Origin of the sequence: Bartonella sp. AA81SXKL, from assembly GCF_042196945.1 — a bacterium.
Lineage (GTDB): Bacteria > Pseudomonadota > Alphaproteobacteria > Rhizobiales > Rhizobiaceae > Bartonella.
Genome location: NZ_JBHIRH010000004.1, coordinates 1 through 17,531, shown reverse-complemented (window position 1 = coordinate 17,531; position 17,531 = coordinate 1). Strand labels below are relative to the sequence as shown.

Here is a 17,531-nt window from a genome sequence, read left to right as displayed (position 1 = left end):
ACTAAATGAGAAGGATATATCAATATTTTATACAACACTTTGTGAAACAAATATCACAAAAACTTTCTGCCTATAAAATGATACATTTTGTTTATCTTGTGCATTCTTTAGCAAAATAGTACGTACCAGCCCCTCTCAACAAATTAACGTACCCGCAAGGCAAAAATAACTGTCGCAACGACAAGAAGAAAAAAGCCTCCAACAAAAGGAGCACCAGAAAAATAAAACAGTGCATTTTTATCTGTAAAACATTCAAAAAGAAACACATAAAAAACAGAACCAAATGTTAAACTCAACGAAATAACAGATGTCATCGCTCCTTGCAGTTCTCCTTGTACATTTGTCGGTACCTGCGCTGAAGCAATCGCACGTATAGGTGCATGAACAAGATATTCAAGCATTGTACACATACAAACCATATAAACCATCCACCCCTGCGTCGCGAATGTATAGCCCAGCATAGCAACAGAGGCAAACAAAAGCCCCACTATAACAATATGCCAATCACTCCATCGTTTAGAAAAATAAGGCAAAATGAGAGCGACTACAATAAATTGGCCTATCCCAAAAACACTATAGGAGAGTCCAATAGAAAAAGAACTCCAATCATAGCGTTCTTTTGCAATGAAAGCCCAAATGCTTAACCATACAGATTCCGCAAACCAATAAAGAAAAAAGACCAATAACACCCAAAGAACCATCGGGTATTGTTTCAGATGCCAAAAAGCACCTAAGGGATTTGCCCGCTTAATATCAAAAAAGCGCCTATTCCATAAAGAAAGGGTTTCTGGAAGCATAACCCAAGAAAAAATAAAATTAATGAGAGAAAAACCAGCAGCAAAATAAAACGGAATACGCGGACCAAACTGACCTAAAAAACCACCAATAAACGATCCTAAAATAAACCCCAATGCGGATGCAATGCCTAACAAACCAAAATTGCGTGTACGGGTTTTATCATCGGATATATCCGCAAGATAAGCTGTACAAGTTGCAAAACTAGCGCCACTTATCCCTGACAAAAGACGTCCGATAAATAACATAGAATAGCTCCATGCTATAGCACATATGAGATTATCAAGAGCAAAGCAGATAATAGAGAGAAGCAAAATAGGACGACGACCATAACGATCAGAGAGATTGCCAATAACAGGAGCAAACAAAAACTGCATCACTGAATAAGCTGCAAGTAATTTTCCTCTTTCTACAAAAGATGTACTGACCTCTTTTCCAGTTAATTGAGAAAAATATTCAGGCAAAACAGGACAAATGATCGCAATACAAAGAATATCTAACAATAAAGTGATGAACACTAAAATGAGCCCACGCTGAACAAATTTCGGATTGAGCATTTGGTCTTGCATAACATACACACTATTTTACGCATACAATGACTCCCCCGCTCTCTTTTAACTCCCGTTTCCTTTTAAAAGTATTCTATAACCTATACTTTTCACATACAAAATAATAACAAATTAAAAATTACAAAAAGAGTCAAGATAAAAATATAAAATTATTTTTACTTGATATATAATTATCAAATTATAAAAAATATATTTTATATTAAATGAAAAAATACTTATGAGAATAAATCATTAACAATTCCTCGTAAGACATAGAATATCAAAATAATTTTATAGATATTATGATTAATTTTATAATACATTATTACCACTTATCATACTGCTAATTTTTAAAACATCAACTCTATTAGATAAATCAATAACATATAATAATTTAAATATTTAATAATCATCATAAAAATATATTAATACTGTAAAAACTGATTATATTTATTGAATCAATCAATATTATATGTTATTATTACATTCAAATCTAATAAGCATGAGAAAACAGTTCTTTTAGTACGTGTTGTCCGTGAACTGTTAAATTTAAAAATGGTGTATAAAATGCAAAAAATATCCCTATTAATTCTCACTTTAATGTTAGTGATAGGACGTGATGTCCAAAATTCTTATTCACAAGAGGGGGGGATAGAAAATAAAATAGAAACACAACAAACAACCAGCGTAGAGCTAGATCCCTATACTTTAAATAAATTAAATGCTCTTCTCAAAAAACGTTCAGAAATAAATGATCACGAAAAAGGAGCCATGATTGACTTTCTTTCTGAAGCTTTTTTAGGAACACCTTACAAAGCTAATATGTTACATGGCTCAGAAAATACACCAGAAAAACTGATTATTGATTTTAGAAGCTTAGATAACTTCACTTGTATGGATTATGTTGAAGCATTGCGCAAATCAACATCCCAAACAGAATTCATAAATAACGTCATAAAAACGCGTTATATTAACGGTAATGTTGATTTTTTAAATCGGAAACATTTTTTTACGGATTGGGCTTATAGAGAATATAAACTCGCCACTGATATTACCGCTGAAATAAGTCCCCATGCGGTAAAAATAGAAAAATATCTAAACAAAAAAGCTGATGGTGAAAGCTATCTTCCTGGACTTCCAGTTGTGAAACGCACAATAACGTATATTCCAAGTAACTTTATTAATGAAGAGGTTATAAGCCGTTTAAAATCAGGGGATTTCATTGGCATTTATGCAAAACTTGCTGGATTGGATGTAACACATGTGAGTTTCTTTATCATGACAGATAAAGGGCCGATGTTACGACATGCTCCTTCACACAAAGAAAATGAAAAAGTCGTCGATACCCCTTTTATGGATTATGTTGCAAAAACACCAGGAATCGTCGTTTTAAGAGCCCTTGAATAACATCATAGCGATATGAAATAGCTTTTCTATTCTTAATAGATATACTGAAGCTATTCAGATAAACGTCTAACTTTGTATAATCTACACGGATAAAATCATATTTGAAGAATGGCGGTTATAATTACCTTTACTGACTGAAAGCTGAAGGCAAGCAAAACTCTGTTATTTCTTGTATCATACTTTCTTTTCATATGCTCGAGCTAAGAATTATCTATAGACCACCGCCATTCTAATCTTTATGAATATAAAAAATATTTTTTGCAAGCATAAGTAAAATAAGGTATGTTATGATTATTGTCTCACAAAGTATTTTATATAAAATTTATAATTAAGCTCTATTTCCTCTCGCTCTCAAAAACAAGAGATCTATTCTTGACAGCCCCGTAAACAATACATCTTCTTAAGCCAATTTCAGCGGATAACCATTTCATGTAATTCAATTAAATGCCACCAGCAAGCCTTACTTCTCGGCATTGACCGCGCACTCAAAAAATGCTTAAGAGATCAAATTTTATAGGTCTTATCTCACCACACCTTAAATGACAGTGTACGATAACAGAATAAATCTTGCCTTAAGAGACTTTGTTTAATCTTCCCCTTTATTGATGCAAAAATACAATCAACAAAAGAGCATCATCGTATTTTCAAGAGATATGAGTTGCCACACCGTAAAAAATTAATGTTCGTAACATGACAACCCAATTGAAAAAATCTTTTTATATAAAAGGGATCACCGTTGTACCAGGAGGCAATTTTGCCTCATCTTCAGGCTCGACATGAATAGAAATACGCACATTATCAAATTCTTTTTGAAGAACAGCTTCGATTTTATCACAAATTTTATGTGCTTCTCCTACCTGCATTATAGCAGGCACAACCAAATGAAACTCTATAAAAGTAACCCTCCCAGCAACACGCGTCCGCAAATCATGGACCTCAAGCGCACCCGATGCATTTGCAGAAATCAGCTCCCGAATCCGCATGCTTTCATTCAATTCAACGCCAACATCCATTAATCCCTGAACAGCATTTCTAATCACCTTCCAGCCCTGTAAGAGAATATTAACAGCAACGATTATCGCTAAAATTGGATCTAAAGCTCCCCATCCTCCGACAAAACCAGCAATCAAACCAATTAAAATTGCAAGAGACGTAAAAACATCAGTTATAAAATGTACTCCATCAGCTTTAAGAGCCGGTGAGCGATGGAGTTTTCCCTGCCCAATAAGAACCATTCCCCACATACAGTTTATGACAGTTGCAATAAGATGAATAGCAAGCCATATTCCAGGTTTCTGCAACAATTTAACGGTAGAAAGAGCTATCCATGCTTCTCTTAAAATAACAATTGCCGCAATAATAATGAGTACCCCTTCAAGAATTGCGGAAAAATATTCCGCTTTATGATGCCCAAAGGGATGATCATGATCTGCTGGCTTCATACTCACTTTAACAGCCCACCATGCTGCCAATGATGCAAGGATATTAACGATTGATTCCAATGCATCAGAATAAAGTGCAACCGAACCTGTGATGTGATATGCCCAATATTTCAAAGCAAAAACAATACACGCAATAAAAATAGAGTATAAAGTTAAGCTTTGTATATTGATTTTTACATCCATGAACCTCATCCTTTTCTTCACGAAATAGGGAATTAATATTTTCAACCATATCATTATACTTTTGGCATAACGACGATCTTTCCTCAATATTACAGAAGCTTCATCATACAATAAACGCTTCAGCTCACCATTATTATCGTAAAAACTGCTCAGTTACACGAACAGCACCAATAAATAAAGAAGAGAAAAATAATAGAAAGAAGAGCTTTCCCAAGAGCAATCAAACACATAACCTTCATTATTAATCGTTTTCTGAATAACTTAAAGCCATCTCACTTCTCATAAACGAAAAACTTGTTTTTGCTCAAATCTATCATAATCATGCATTTTTTTAGTCTTATGATGTGCATTATAACCCATCTATAATCCATCTTTGCACCTTAGAAAAAATATCTTAGCACTCTACTGTAACCTTACAGGTCAACTGGATTTTAAAATATGATTTACTAAAAAATTTAGATATAAAAAGAAGAACAATGATTACCCTCAAAAAAAGAATCTGGGCATTGGGGACCCAGATTCTTTTCCCTTAGAAATTAAGGGCATACAGAACTTGGGAAATAGCGGGGACCCAAGATACTGCACCCGATACGAGAAAAATATATGATTCCGTATCAGTATTTTTACATTATACCTATGGTTGCATATTGTCAACATAAATTCTACCATAAGTTTTAAAAAAGTATTTTTTTATCTCTTCTTTTAAAATAAAACAAATTCTAACATCTGGAAATCATAAGAAAAAAGCACTAAAAATCTCGCATGCATTTGAATATCACAACAATCAATGAAACAGATGATCCACGCCTAAAAGCCTATCATAATATCCGTGAAAAAGATCTTGTTGGACGGCAACATCAATTTATTGCTGAAGGCAAAGTAACATTGTCCGCATTACTGCACTCAAAAGAGTTTTCTGCCATCTCACTGCTTATCGTAGCAAACCGTCTCTCTGGACTTCTACCGCTTTTAGAAAAAACACAGCCCCTATGTCCCATTTATTGCGTTCCACAAAAAATTATGGATAATATCGCCGGCTTCCATGTTCATCGTGGTATTCTGGGTATTGGTAAACGCAAAATACTGCCATCTTTACAAAGTTTTTTACAACATCTTCCAGAAAAAGCTTTGATTCTTGTTTTATGTGGTATCTCGAATCACGATAATATGGGATCAATTTTTCGTAATGCAGCAGCCTTTGCCAGTAATGGCATTATTGTCGACAAAACCTCATGCGATCCACTTTATCGCAAATCAATAAGAGTTTCTGCCGGTGCTGCTTTAAAAGTACCCTATACGCAAAACGCTGATATAGATGACATTATAGCTGCTCTAAACGATGAAAACTTTCATCTTTATGCACTCTCCCCTTCTGCCTCACACACTCTCAAACAAGCCAACAAAACCAAAAGAATGGCACTTATTTTTGGAACAGAAGGCGATGGCTTACCACCCCATATACTACAACAATCAAACACCTTACGTATTCCCATGACTGACGGTTTTGACAGCCTTAATGTTGCCACAGCCTCAGGTATTGCACTTGCTCATTTTACCAACTTTGACCACTAAAGATGATAACACTTCAAGTTATAGAACATACCTAATGTTGTGTGTTATCTACCAGTCTCCAATAATATTGCCGTTCCCTAGCCTTTGAAAGCATTGATAAAAAACATTTTTACATTTTTTTCATCACTTTCCACACCCTAACCCCACTTATGACGTGCAGAAGATATAATGTTGATGGATTCAATCATAAAACAAACTTTCAATGAGAAAATCTTCCGGAAGTCTCTCATTCAAGTTTAAGGTTAAAAGATATCATTAAATCAATTTACTATGCTTTATAAAGCTGTTGTTTTTAGTTCTGAGGAAACAGAATCTTTTGTTTCGAGATTGCATAAAACGCGCTTCAACATCATTTCAGTATCGGCTGCACGTTCTGAATGTGTTACAAATCCTCCCCCAAGAATACGCGCCTCATGACCATTTCCATCATAAAGAACGCAAGCTTGCCCTGGTGCCACACCATTTTCACATTCCAATAAATCAACGGAAAAAATACCTTCTTTATAATGTAAGCGCGCAAGATGAGGAGGACGCGTTGAACGCACCTTTACAGCCACCTCAATACCTTGAGAAGGGAAATTATCTAACGACTCATCACCAAGCCAATTCACATCACGTAAAAAAAGCTTATGCGTTTCTAACATTTCACGCGGTCCAACAATAACACGTGCATTTTCCACATCGAGATAAACCACATAAAGCGCTTCACCCGTTGACACCCCAATACCACGACGTTGACCAACCGTATAATTAACAATTCCCGAATGTTCACCTAAAATCTTTCCATCAATATGGACAATAACGCCAGGATTAGCTGCTTCTGGACGCAGTTTTGCGATAACATCTGAATATTTTCCTTGTGGAACAAAACAAATATCCTGACTATCATGCTTATTGGCAACCACAAAGCCCATTTCTGCTGCCATTTCACGAACGCGGGCTTTTGGAAGGTTACCAAGTGGAAAACGCAAATAATCAATCTGTTCTTGTGTCGTTGCAAAGAGAAAATAACTCTGATCACGATCATTATCGAGAGGACGAAAGAGTGCTCGATGCGCTCCGTGGGAACGCGAACGAATATAATGTCCCGTAGCCAAAGCATCTGCCCCCAATTCGCGTGCCGTTGCTAATAAATCAGCAAACTTAACCGTTTGATTACATGCAATACATGGTACTGGGGTCTCTCCATGAGCATAACTTTCTGCAAAAGGATCAATAACAGCTTCGCGAAAGCGCTTTTCATAATCAAGAACATAATGCGGTATTCCTAGTGTTTCTGCAACGCGGCGTGCATCCTCAATATCTTGTCCTGCACAACACGCCCCCACCCGATGCGTTGCTTCCCCATGATCATAAAGCTGCAACGTAATGCCAATAACATTATACCCTTCCTTTTTCAAAAGACCTGCAACAACCGATGAATCAACCCCCCCCGACATTGCAACAACAATGCGAGAATCCTCAGGTTGCCCTGGTAAATCAAGACTGTTTAAAAACATGTATTCATTCTCTATTTAATGCTCTGTTTAATGGCTACCCATATGTTGACATTCTGATGCACGCTCTTTAGCACTTTTACACGATTGATTGTCTTTATATTATTTTTTTATCCTTTCCACAACCATAGGCATTACTTTCTTAAGAGCTGCTGCAAACAAAAAAAGAATGATGGAAATAAGGCATAATGGTAATCGTTTAGGAGAAATCCTTTTTTCTCTTTTGAAAAATCCAGTAAAATATTGCAAGAATCTCTTCTACACACTTCAACTTGAGCTTCTTTTTACAGACCCAATCACTTTATTAATTTTTTCTTTCAGCGCTTTTAGCTCTTTTTTAAATTTCATGCTCTATAAACGAATCAAGTCCTTGACTAAAGGTAGAGGATACGAATGAGCAACTTGATAAAAACACAAATGAAATATGTTATTGGGCCAGATGGAAGTCCGCTTACAATTGCCGACCTACCGCCGCAAACAACACGGCGCTGGGTGATTCGTCGCAAAGCTGAAGTTGTTGCGGCTGTCAGAGGTGGATTGTTAAGTCTTGACGAAGCGTGCCACCGTTATACTTTGACTGTAGAAGAATTTCTTTCATGGCAAAGTTTAATCGATGAACACGGTTTAGCGGGATTACGAACGACCAAGATTCAACACTACAGGCATTAAGTTGCCATTGATTAATAAAACATAAAGCAATCTATAAAACAGCCAAACTTGATAAAAGTTTGGCTGTTTTATACTATACCCAAAAGATAAACCTGAAAGAATGGATTTTTCAATAATTGCTTTTATCATCCAGCCATTAAATTAGCCAACCATTGAATTAGATTGAATCAAAATATCCTTATCATCCGCAGCAATCTTCTTTTCTCGTGCTTCCAAAAGCTGTGCACGTTGCAGCTCTGTATTAGCTTCATGGAGAGCAATTTCAGCATTTGTTTTTTGAAGTTCTAAATCACGAATTGAATTGATCAGATTATCACGTCTTTGCCGCGCTGCACGCGCAAAAGCAGAATAAGCAAAATGGTGAACATCATTGTTTCCAGATTTACGTTCTTCATGAGTAATCTGTGCTTCCAACTCTAACACCATTCGTTCAAATTCTGCGATCATCATCTCAAGCTGTGTAATTTCACGGCGCTTTCCACGCACTTGAAACATCCTTAATCGCACCATATTTTCTCGTGGCTTCATACTCACTACTCCTTGATTGCGCCAACTCAAAACTCGCATTCACACCCAATAAATATCTTTTAGTTATATATCTATCCGACAAAAACAGTCTATTAACTTGAAATTATAATAATTTTTGCCTTTCATTAAAGCATCTGAAAATACAATCTGCTTTAATAGAGCAATAACTATTTCTTTAACTTTTCCCCCATTATAAACTGAAGAGGTTTAAAGCTCAGTAAATAAACACTGAAATTGTAAAAAAGTAATTTATAAAGCTCTTTTACAAATTTTTTTTAAGTTAAAGTTTATAGAAAAAGCCCTCCTTTTTTATTATGTTAAAAAATATAGGATTTTTCTAAAATAATTTTGTAGCCTCTTTCAAAAATAAAAATATTTTGTTAACCACTATCATGGATAGTGGGGAATTTAGTAGTGATTGTTACGCGTACTACTGAAATGTTCATAAACGCTTTGTTATAAGTGTTTGATTTAATGAATTGTTTTTATAACAGTGGTTTTGCTAACTGATATAAAATAGAAATGCTCCTTATGATTCGTGAAGGAGCAAAGTGAGGGATCTAAAATGCGCGTATTATTAATTGAAGATGATAGAGCAGTTACTCAAAGCATTGAGTTGATGTTAAAGTCGGCTAACTTTAATGTTTATATCACTGATCTGGGTGAAGAAGGTATCGATTTAGGAAAACTCTATGATTATGATATCATTTTGCTTGATCTGAATTTGCCTGACATGTCAGGGTATGATGTCTTGCGGACTCTAAGGTTGGCAAAAATAAAAACTCCTGTCCTAATCCTTTCTGGTATGAATGCCATTGAAGATAAGGTTCGTGGTTTTGGCTTTGGAGCAGACGACTATATGACGAAGCCTTTTCATAAGGATGAGCTCATTGCACGTATCCATGCAGTTGTTCGTCGTTCAAAAGGACATGCACAATCGGTTATTGTTACCGGAGATCTCACCGTTAACCTTGACACAAAAACTGTCGAAGTTGCAGGGCGCCCTGTTCATTTAACCGGTAAAGAATACCAAATGTTAGAGCTTCTCTCTTTACGCAAAGGCACCACCCTTACCAAGGAAATGTTTCTCAATCATCTCTATGGTGGAATGGATGAACCAGAACTAAAGATTATCGATGTTTTTATCTGTAAATTGCGGAAAAAATTGGAAGCAGTCTCTTCCAGTGTAAATTACATTGATACAGTTTGGGGACGTGGTTATGTATTACGTGATCCAGTTGAAGAGAACGTACGAAAAACCGCTTAAGCAGTGAATATGCACATTGTAAAATCTCGGAGTGTAGCGGGCCGAGATTTTTTCCCCGAGATCTTTTCTCTATTAAAAGTAGAGAACTCGCACACTAAAAATCTCATATAGAAAGCGCTTAAAGCTTAAGAAGTAACCACACCCAATTTACACATATAACCTTATCGCTCATAAGTTCAATCGAAGCCACTTTTCCCAACACAGCTTAAGCGCTTCTCTCTTATTCAAAGCTTTTTTACACTTTCTAAAACAATACAACCATCACTTTCATCAATATTTATTTTCATCTCTGTCATCTGAGCAAGTAACATTGTGTAATAAAATTGGATGACATGTGCATCAATAAGCTCTTCTTGAACTTCTCCACGAAATAACGCAAGAAAATGAGGGGGGATACGGAGAGTTCTACCGAAAACCTCAAATCGAAAAGAACGTTTATTTTCTTCTTGCAAAATCATAACAACAATTTCACCACCACGAGAAACTGTTGCGTTTGCAATCAATAATAAATTAAGCAAAAGTTTAACTTCATCTTTTTCTAACAATAAAGAAGAAGCTTGCCATTTTAAAGTTGCTTTTTCTTCTTTCATATATTGTTGAGCAACCTGCTCTGCAGTCCGTGTATCTATTTGTCCTCCACTTGCACCAGCAAAACCAAAAGCCAATCGCGCAAATTGTAGACGTGCAGCAGCACTCGCAACGGATAAACGCACCAATTGTAAAGCATCTTCTTCAGCTCCTCCTTCATCATAAAGCTCCATTGCATTTTGAATAGCCCCCACAGGTGAAATCAAATCATGGCAAATACGACTACAAAGCAAAGCAGCAAGATCCATAGGCTTCAAAGAAATATCTAACGTCATAATGATTGAAAACTCCTAGATTCAAAAAAACAAACTTTATTTTAAAGAAAAACTCTTAACATCTGATGCATAATAGGAAACATTAACAATCATGCTAAAAAATTCAGAAATAAATTCAAGAATTTAAATAACCTTATATCTTATTTTTTATTTGAATAGAATGAAAATTCTAATATTATCTTTTTGTTTATCACTAATAAAAGGAGAAAACTCCATGGCTCTCTCTCTGCTCAAATACTGGTACAAAAATATTATATCTTTAATCTTCCTTTTATTCATCACCATAAACACTACACAAGCTCGACTAAAACCAATAGAGCAAAACGAACCTCATTATTCACTCCAAGAAATTATTGATTCTGGTCATATTTTTTTTGGAAAAACAGCTAGTGGTCTGGCTGTTGCAATTCAAAATATTTTTTCAAAATACGGTTATCCCAATGCCTATATTTTAGGAGAAGAAGCTTCTGGTGCCTTTTTTGCTGGATTAACCTATGGCGAAGGAATGGTTTTTACCAAAAGCTATGGTCAACATAAAGTTTTTTGGCAAGGTCCCTCAGTAGGATGGGATTTTGGCGGCCAAGGCTCCCGTTTAATGATCTTAGTTTACAATCTTAATGGCATAAATAATTTATGGAGACGCTATGGTGGTATTTCAGGTTCGGCCTATTTAATTGCAGGTGTTGGTTTTCATGTCCTAAAATACCATAATACCTTGTTAATCCCAATACGTACAGGAGTCGGCGCACGCCTTGGTATCAATATAGGATATTTAAAATTAACACATAGACCGACATGGAATCCGTTTTAAACGTATTCTTATTTGAAAAGGGGTATTATGCTTATTCAATCATTTCTTTTTTTTATACTTGGAGTTGCTTTCACTTCCTGGTTACTGGTGCTTTTATCTCCTTTTATTTGGCGTAAAGCCGTTCATTTTGCGTATAAAGATGTTTGTGCGAAAATGCCATTATCACTCGCGGAAATAGAAGCAAATCACGATTTTCTTCGTGCACAACATGCTGTAGAATTAGCAAACAACCAACAAAAGTACGAATTTTTGCAAAAAAAATATGTCCAACAAAAAATACAACTGAGCCAAGTAACAGAACAGTTTTATCGGCTATGCCTCCCCACAAAAGATACTCTCACCAAAGAAGCGATAGCAATCAAACAAAATATTGCCACACTACACACTTCCAAAGGAAAGACAAATGATGCGTGAAAAAGTCGCACACTATCAGCAACGCTTACAAAAAATCCAAACTCATGAGCTGGACACGACCGCTAACCACCAATTGCTAGAAGAACTCCGAGAAGAAACAAAAGAACTTGCAGCAACATTAGCAGCTCAAATAGCGCTACAAGAAGGGAATACATCACCCATCAACACATTGATTCAAAAATCCAAAAGCAAAAATGACCTAGCATCACGTATTCGCCAAAAAATAACTTTTCTCTCCAAAATCCCCGTTAAATAAGTTATCTTTTAAAAAATCCCCGTTAAATAAGTTATCTTTTAAAACACCTTAAATGAAGAGTAAAATCAACAAAGGTTCATTGTAACTTTCATAACCCAAATCCTTTTTATTAAACGTGACTTTTTTGCTAAGCTAAAGGACAAAGTTTCTTAGCCCATACAGTTCTGTTAAAAAATATCTTCTTGTCTAGAAGCTTCACTTTCTAATCATATCACCGCTCTAAAGGACAACATTTCATAGGTCCTAGAAAGGAAATAATACCAAAACATTGGCCACACACTCTAACAAAAAATACCTTCTAAGATGGATCACCAATAAAGCTTTGACCATAATTTTAAGGATAAAAACACGCTCTCAAGAGTGATAAAAATCTCTTATTTTTTTGATAATCATATCCTGATCCGTTTGTGTCAAGTAAGGATGCATTGGTAAACTTAAAACACACTCTCCTAAAGACTCTGAAACAGAAAGGGAATCTTTTACATAAGGGAAGTGTTTATAAGCTGGCTGTTGATGTAAAGGAGTTTTATAATAAATCATTGTAGGGATAGAATTTTTTTGTAAAAAATCTTTTAATTTATCCCGTTCTTTTACCTTAATCGTATATTGTGCATAAGCAGAACGAATATTTTCTCCTATTTCTGGAACTGTAACAATATCTCTTAAGCCATTGGAATAGCGTTGAGCAATTTCCACACGCTTTTCCATTTCATCTTCAAAAATCGCAAACTTTTCTAGTAAAATTGCAGCCTGAATGCTATCTAGGCGCGAATTCATACCAATACGTACATTGTCATATTGCGTTTCACCTTTACCATGAAACAAAATAGAGCGTAAAAGTTCTGCAAAATGATCATCATTGGTCATCATAGCGCCTCCATCGCCATAACATCCTAATGGTTTTGCAGGATAAAAACTTGTAGCAGCCACATCACCAAAAGCACCACACATAGTATTACCGCTTCTCCCCCCCATAGATTGAGCAGCATCTTCAATTATAAAAAGATTTTCCTTTGCAGCCACTTGAGCAATTTGCACATAGTCAGCAGAAAGCCCAAATAAATCAACGGCAATAATAGCTTTTGGCTTTAGACGTCCCTCTTTTTTTACCATTTCGATAGCGTGAGAAAGTTTTTCAACATCAATATTGAATGTATCAGGTAAAACATCAACAAAAACAGGTTTAGCCCCCACCAAAGCAACCACTTCAGCCGTTGCTGAAAATGTAAAACTAGGACAAAAAACAGCATCCCCTGGACCAATATTTTTAGCCATAAGAGGCATCTTCAAAGCATCTGTTCCATTAGCACATGCAATCACATGTTTAACGCCAAGATATTCTGCCAATTTCTCTTCAAATTCTGTTACTTTTGGTCCCAAAATATACTTACCACTAGCGACTACATGCGCAATTGCAAAATTAATTTTATCTTCAATACGCGCACGCTGCGCCCCAAGGTCGATGAATTGCATATTAACTCCATTGATCATCACAAGAATGCAAAAGCGCTACCTATCTCTTTTATCTATCATAATTGACATCAGCAGCTGTTAAAATCCGTAAAACCGCAATAGCATCATCACCATTTGTACGAGGTGATTGACGCGTTTCAATACAATGGAGGAAATGCCGTAATTCGCAAGTAAGCGGCAAATCTTCACAAACATCAATGTAATTCAGCTCATCCATGCTAAAAGCCCACTCTTGATTTTCTTTCCAAACGGCAAAATAGTGCATTGCCAATTTACGACTCCACGGTTCCATATCATCAAAAACGAGTATAGCCTTTGTTCCAACAACAATTAAACGCCTCTCACGATAAGAACTCAAGCGTGAAGTAAAAAGATGACTACGCACGCCATTTGGAAAAATCATATGAATATGAGAAAAATCAGAAATCTGATCAACGACAGCAGCCCCCTCACCGCGAATTTCGGAAGGTTCACATCCTGTCAACGCCAAAATCATTGAGAGATCATGAGGGGCAAGATCCCATAAAGCATCACTGTGTGTGTGAAATTTTCCAAAGCCTAATCTATGAGAATAAATATATCGCACATCTCCCACATCTCCGTTTTTCACCAATTCACACATTTTTTCAAAAGCTGGATGAAAACGCAAAATATGGCCCACCATAAAAACTCGCTCATAGGCCTCAGCCTCCTGAACTTGGCGTTTAGCATCAGAAACATTCAAGGCTATTGGTTTTTCCACCAAAACATCTTTACCATTTTTAACAGCACGGAGCACATTTTGCGTATGCAATTGTGGCGGCAACGCTAATACCAGCGCATCAATATCTCGATGCGTAAAAAGATCATCTGGTGTAACAACCTCTACACCATACAGTGTTGCAAAACTAGCAGCACGATCATTATCAATATCAGAAACTGCTGCTAAAGCCCCGAGAGAGTGGAGTGTCCGTATATGATTTTCACCCCAATGACCGCATCCTAAAACCGCTACACGTGGCACCATTTTCATGCCTTACCTTACTTTATCATATGAAAATTACACTTTTACATATCGAGGATAAAATAGAATGACAAGAGAAAAGCTTAAAAACGATGCTTGACATCTTACTATTCTACCCCTTATATCCGCAAAAGATGTAATTATTGACAATTATGATTGCTTATTTTGGCGGAGTAGCTCAGTAGGTTAGAGCAGAGGAATCATAATCCTTGTGTCGGGGGTTCAAATCCCTCCTCCGCTACCATTACTTGTTTGTTGTAGCTTGTTGTAGCTTGCCAGCGGGTGTAGCTTGCCAGCGTTTTTTGTATATTTTGCCACTAGGTTTTGTACCAATTTATTTTTTCTCAAAGAGTTTTAAAGGGTCTTCAAATGCTTTTCAAAGGGTATTTAAAGCTCTCTTTAACGCATTTTTCTGCTCCTATTTTTCCAAATCACTAAAGCATGTAAAGTCGGATTGAAAGGCAAGGGGAACGATTCCTGTCGGACCATGGCGTTGTTTTGCTATAATAACCTCGGCTTTACCCTTGGCTTGCTCCATTGCATCTTGCCATTTGCTATACTCAGCGGTGCCTTCTTTGGGTTCTTCATTTTTGAGATAATATTCTTCACGATAAACAAACAAAACAATGTCGGCATCTTGCTCGATTGAACCAGATTCACGTAAGTCGGAGAGTTGTGGACGTTTATCGGTTCGGTTTTCAACTTGACGTGAAAGTTGTGACAGAGCAATGATGGGAATATTGAGTTCTTTTGCAAGTGCTTTTAATCCGGTGGTAATGGCTGTAATTTCTTGAACGCGATTTTCTAATGAACGCTTTGAACCGCTTGTCATGAGTTGGATATAATCGATAATCAAGACATCTAGACCATGTTGTCGTTTAAGACGCCTTGCACGGGCGGCCAATTGTGCAAGGGATACACCCCCCGTTTGATCAATATAAAGAGGGATTGTTTGTAAGGAACGCATTGCGTAAATGATGTTGGTAAATTGCTCTTCTGAGATATTACCACGACGCATATCAGAAGAAGAAACCTTTATTTGCTCTGAGATAATACGAGTTGCAAGCTGTTCTGTTGACATTTCAAGTGAGAAGAAACCTACAATACCCCCTTCATTGGTTTGGCTGTTATCATGACGCTTGCAAGCATTGGCAATATTAAAAGCAATATTGGTAGCAAGTGATGTTTTCCCCATAGCAGGGCGCCCCGCAAGGATAATTAAATCAGATGCTTGTAATCCTCCCATTTTTTCATCAAGGGTTTTGATATGGGTAGCTATCCCTGAAAGCTGTGAGGAACGCTTTTTCGCAGCGCTTGCCATGTTAAGTGCTTTTGCAATGGCTGTATCAAAGTTTTCAAAACCACCCCCATATTTTCCTTTTTCGGCTAACTCAAATAATTGATTTTCAATTGTTTCAATTTGTTGGGAAGGTGTGAACTCCAGAGGCGCATCAAAAGCTGTATTGGCAACTTCATTGCCAAGATTAATCAAAGAGCGTCGGATAAACAGATCGTAAATGACGCGTCCATAATCCTCAGTGTTAATAATAGTGACTGCCTCTGTGGCTAAGCGAACAACATACTGGTATACAGTAATATCTCCAATTTTTTCTTCCATTTGGATATAGGGCTTAATTGTAATGGGGTTTGCAAGATGACCCTTTTGAATAATTTGTAAGACAATCTCAAAGATCTTTTGGTGTAGCGTTTCAAAAAAATGTTCTGCTTTGAGAAAGTCTGAAACGCGATCGAGTGCATTATTATTAATCAGGATTGCTCCAAGTAATGCCTGTTCCGCTTCAATATTATGGGGAAGTTGACGAAAAGAAGAAGCAAAATTATCTCTTGGATTTTCTGTTTTTAGCATGTTCAGTGTTCTCATTGCTTTCTTTTCCCTTGTTTGGTGCCTCGAGTGTGATTTCTGTGGTGTATCCGCTTTGTTTTTCATAGCGGTGGGTGACGGTTGCAGCTTTCCATGGACCATTGATTTGCCCACGAAACCCTTGCAATAAAAGAGGTTGATCCGCCATGATTTCGGGACGCCCCTCAAGGGTCAAAGAACCACTGCCTACAGCACGACACAACCTGTCCGACTCGGAAGCAGCAGCAGCTCGTGCTTCCTCCTCACAAGTGTAACAAGTCCGCAAACGCCGCACGGGACCGCTAAACCCTGTCTGATGTTTGACTTGGCATTGCTGCCCTTTTGAGCGATCAAAATAAGAAGCTTCAATGGTGCCATATTGCGTACGTGGCTCTAGGGTAAATTCCCAGTTGGAACAGTCGTGCTTATGGATTGCTAATGCTGGTAAATTATCTCCGCTTAAAAACAAAAACTTATTGTCCTTGATCAAAAAACGCGCCCGCATGCGATCGGCAAGGCGGGTTAAAAAATCAACAGCCGATTGATCTGTTCGAATCACATAAGGCAAAGTTTGTTTGGTAAATTGGGGACTAACCTTTGCTTGATAGCCATGGCGTTTGGCAAGTGTCTCAACAATCTCCCCAACAGTTTTGTGATCAAAATGCTCACTCACCTGTTCTTTTAGCTCTTTACGCATCGAGGCACTTTTGCCACAAAGGCGCAAGATCTCTCCATCACTGCCCCCAATACTCACCACCGACTCGACAACAAAACGCCCCATGAAGGCACTGATGCTGTTCTCATAACCAAAGATCACTTGCAGAGTGCTGTTGCTTGAGGGAACCTCTAAATCATTGCCACTATCGTCAAACTCTGCTTCAAATGTATCGGCTTCATTCCCGGCATGGTCCGTAATGGTTGCGGTTAAAAGACGCTGGTAAAA

The 17,531-nt window shown here is 37.0% G+C and carries 16 protein-coding genes and 1 tRNA gene; 8 read left to right on the top strand and 9 right to left on the bottom strand.

Translation table 11 applies throughout. The annotated features are described in order from the left end of the window. Positions 1–143: 143 nt before the first annotated feature. A complete protein-coding gene (locus tag ACFINZ_RS03440; protein ID WP_375636816.1) occupies positions 144–1,364 on the bottom strand; it encodes an MFS transporter in 1,221 nt (406 codons plus the stop codon). Positions 1,365–1,910: 546 nt separating this feature from the next. Here ACFINZ_RS03440 and ACFINZ_RS03435 point away from each other — a divergent pair. Further along, entirely contained in the window at positions 1,911–2,750 is an 840-nt protein-coding gene (locus tag ACFINZ_RS03435) for a DUF1460 domain-containing protein (protein ID WP_375618194.1), read from the top strand. Positions 2,751–3,466: 716 nt separating this feature from the next. On the opposite strand, the gene ACFINZ_RS03430 is transcribed toward ACFINZ_RS03435, so the two are convergent. Next, complete coding sequence (locus ACFINZ_RS03430) at positions 3,467–4,375, bottom strand: cation diffusion facilitator family transporter (RefSeq protein WP_375618193.1); 909 nt, start codon at positions 4,373–4,375, stop codon at positions 3,467–3,469. A 762-nt stretch (positions 4,376–5,137) separates the two neighbouring features. Here ACFINZ_RS03430 and ACFINZ_RS03425 point away from each other — a divergent pair. After that, entirely contained in the window at positions 5,138–5,947 is an 810-nt protein-coding gene (locus ACFINZ_RS03425; RefSeq protein ID WP_375680362.1) for a TrmH family RNA methyltransferase, read from the top strand. Between the two features lie 275 nt (positions 5,948–6,222). Here the strand turns inward: ACFINZ_RS03425 and mnmA are convergent, their stop codons facing one another. After that, the gene (gene mnmA / locus ACFINZ_RS03420) at positions 6,223–7,446 is read right to left on the bottom strand and encodes a tRNA 2-thiouridine(34) synthase MnmA (protein ID WP_375683992.1); all 1,224 of its coding nucleotides are present in this window, start codon (positions 7,444–7,446) and stop codon (positions 6,223–6,225) included. A gap of 390 nt (positions 7,447–7,836) precedes the next feature. Between mnmA and ACFINZ_RS03415 the strand changes: the two genes are divergently transcribed. Then, positions 7,837–8,112: a DUF1153 domain-containing protein gene (locus ACFINZ_RS03415; RefSeq protein ID WP_273790817.1), complete on the top strand. Its 276-nt coding sequence runs from the start codon at positions 7,837–7,839 to the stop codon at positions 8,110–8,112. Positions 8,113–8,253: 141 nt separating this feature from the next. Here ACFINZ_RS03415 and ACFINZ_RS03410 read toward each other — a convergent pair whose 3' ends face one another. Then, complete coding sequence (locus ACFINZ_RS03410; protein WP_375634637.1) at positions 8,254–8,640, bottom strand: flagellar export protein FliJ; 387 nt, start codon at positions 8,638–8,640, stop codon at positions 8,254–8,256. A 565-nt stretch (positions 8,641–9,205) separates the two neighbouring features. On the opposite strand from ACFINZ_RS03410, the gene ctrA reads away from it, so the two are divergent. Then, complete coding sequence (gene ctrA, locus ACFINZ_RS03405) at positions 9,206–9,907, top strand: response regulator transcription factor CtrA (protein ID WP_273790819.1); 702 nt, start codon at positions 9,206–9,208, stop codon at positions 9,905–9,907. A gap of 224 nt (positions 9,908–10,131) precedes the next feature. Here the strand turns inward: ctrA and chpT are convergent, their stop codons facing one another. Beyond that, entirely contained in the window at positions 10,132–10,770 is a 639-nt protein-coding gene (chpT, locus tag ACFINZ_RS03400) for a histidine phosphotransferase ChpT (protein ID WP_375632317.1), read from the bottom strand. A gap of 214 nt (positions 10,771–10,984) precedes the next feature. On the opposite strand from chpT, the gene ACFINZ_RS03395 reads away from it, so the two are divergent. Genes ACFINZ_RS03395 through ACFINZ_RS03385 form a run of 3 tightly spaced genes read left to right on the top strand, consistent with a single transcriptional unit; the run spans position 10,985 to position 12,251 of the window. Then, entirely contained in the window at positions 10,985–11,581 is a 597-nt protein-coding gene (locus ACFINZ_RS03395) for a DUF1134 domain-containing protein (protein ID WP_375613340.1), read from the top strand. A gap of 27 nt (positions 11,582–11,608) precedes the next feature. Then, on the top strand, positions 11,609–11,995 hold the full coding sequence (locus ACFINZ_RS03390) for a hypothetical protein (protein WP_375611956.1): 387 nt from the start codon (positions 11,609–11,611) through the stop codon (positions 11,993–11,995). Next, the gene (locus tag ACFINZ_RS03385; RefSeq protein ID WP_375634638.1) at positions 11,985–12,251 is read left to right on the top strand and encodes a hypothetical protein; all 267 of its coding nucleotides are present in this window, start codon (positions 11,985–11,987) and stop codon (positions 12,249–12,251) included. Before ACFINZ_RS03390 ends, ACFINZ_RS03385 begins: the two co-directional genes overlap by 11 nt. 354 nt (positions 12,252–12,605) lie before the next feature. Here the strand turns inward: ACFINZ_RS03385 and ACFINZ_RS03380 are convergent, their stop codons facing one another. Together ACFINZ_RS03380 and ACFINZ_RS03375 are read right to left on the bottom strand one after the other, a co-directional pair. Next, on the bottom strand, positions 12,606–13,724 hold the full coding sequence (locus ACFINZ_RS03380) for a DegT/DnrJ/EryC1/StrS family aminotransferase (RefSeq protein WP_375618185.1): 1,119 nt from the start codon (positions 13,722–13,724) through the stop codon (positions 12,606–12,608). Positions 13,725–13,773: 49 nt separating this feature from the next. Continuing rightward, positions 13,774–14,730 carry a Gfo/Idh/MocA family protein gene (locus ACFINZ_RS03375; RefSeq protein ID WP_375633056.1) on the bottom strand — a complete coding sequence of 319 codons (957 nt, stop codon included), beginning with the start codon at positions 14,728–14,730 and terminating at the stop codon, positions 13,774–13,776. Between the two features lie 164 nt (positions 14,731–14,894). On the opposite strand from ACFINZ_RS03375, the gene ACFINZ_RS03370 reads away from it, so the two are divergent. Next, a tRNA-Met gene (locus ACFINZ_RS03370) sits at positions 14,895–14,971 on the top strand. Positions 14,972–15,145: 174 nt separating this feature from the next. Here the strand turns inward: ACFINZ_RS03370 and ACFINZ_RS03365 are convergent. Beyond that, positions 15,146–16,609, bottom strand: a complete 1,464-nt coding sequence (locus ACFINZ_RS03365) for a replicative DNA helicase (RefSeq protein ID WP_375701173.1) — start codon at positions 16,607–16,609, stop codon at positions 15,146–15,148. Beyond that, a partial coding sequence (locus tag ACFINZ_RS03360) for a phage late control D family protein (protein WP_375701172.1) occupies positions 16,566–17,531 on the bottom strand: 966 nt, incomplete at its 5' end. The genes ACFINZ_RS03365 and ACFINZ_RS03360, both read right to left, overlap by 44 nt.

What these genes read in the sequence shown, in the direction of transcription:
- ACFINZ_RS03440 (WP_375636816.1), bottom strand. Translation starts at nt 1,364, where the DNA reads ATGCAAGACCAAATGCTCAATCCGAAATTTGTTCAGCGTGGGCTCATT.
- ACFINZ_RS03435 (WP_375618194.1), top strand. Translation starts at nt 1,911, where the DNA reads ATGCAAAAAATATCCCTATTAATTCTCACTTTAATGTTAGTGATAGGA.
- ACFINZ_RS03430 (WP_375618193.1), bottom strand. Translation starts at nt 4,375, where the DNA reads ATGGATGTAAAAATCAATATACAAAGCTTAACTTTATACTCTATTTTT.
- ACFINZ_RS03425 (WP_375680362.1), top strand. Translation starts at nt 5,138, where the DNA reads ATGCATTTGAATATCACAACAATCAATGAAACAGATGATCCACGCCTA.
- mnmA (WP_375683992.1), bottom strand. Translation starts at nt 7,446, where the DNA reads ATGTTTTTAAACAGTCTTGATTTACCAGGGCAACCTGAGGATTCTCGC.
- ACFINZ_RS03415 (WP_273790817.1), top strand. Translation starts at nt 7,837, where the DNA reads ATGAGCAACTTGATAAAAACACAAATGAAATATGTTATTGGGCCAGAT.
- ACFINZ_RS03410 (WP_375634637.1), bottom strand. Translation starts at nt 8,640, where the DNA reads ATGAAGCCACGAGAAAATATGGTGCGATTAAGGATGTTTCAAGTGCGT.
- ctrA (WP_273790819.1), top strand. Translation starts at nt 9,206, where the DNA reads ATGCGCGTATTATTAATTGAAGATGATAGAGCAGTTACTCAAAGCATT.
- chpT (WP_375632317.1), bottom strand. Translation starts at nt 10,770, where the DNA reads ATGACGTTAGATATTTCTTTGAAGCCTATGGATCTTGCTGCTTTGCTT.
- ACFINZ_RS03395 (WP_375613340.1), top strand. Translation starts at nt 10,985, where the DNA reads ATGGCTCTCTCTCTGCTCAAATACTGGTACAAAAATATTATATCTTTA.
- ACFINZ_RS03390 (WP_375611956.1), top strand. Translation starts at nt 11,609, where the DNA reads ATGCTTATTCAATCATTTCTTTTTTTTATACTTGGAGTTGCTTTCACT.
- ACFINZ_RS03385 (WP_375634638.1), top strand. Translation starts at nt 11,985, where the DNA reads ATGATGCGTGAAAAAGTCGCACACTATCAGCAACGCTTACAAAAAATC.
- ACFINZ_RS03380 (WP_375618185.1), bottom strand. Translation starts at nt 13,724, where the DNA reads ATGCAATTCATCGACCTTGGGGCGCAGCGTGCGCGTATTGAAGATAAA.
- ACFINZ_RS03375 (WP_375633056.1), bottom strand. Translation starts at nt 14,730, where the DNA reads ATGGTGCCACGTGTAGCGGTTTTAGGATGCGGTCATTGGGGTGAAAAT.
- ACFINZ_RS03365 (WP_375701173.1), bottom strand. Translation starts at nt 16,609, where the DNA reads ATGAGAACACTGAACATGCTAAAAACAGAAAATCCAAGAGATAATTTT.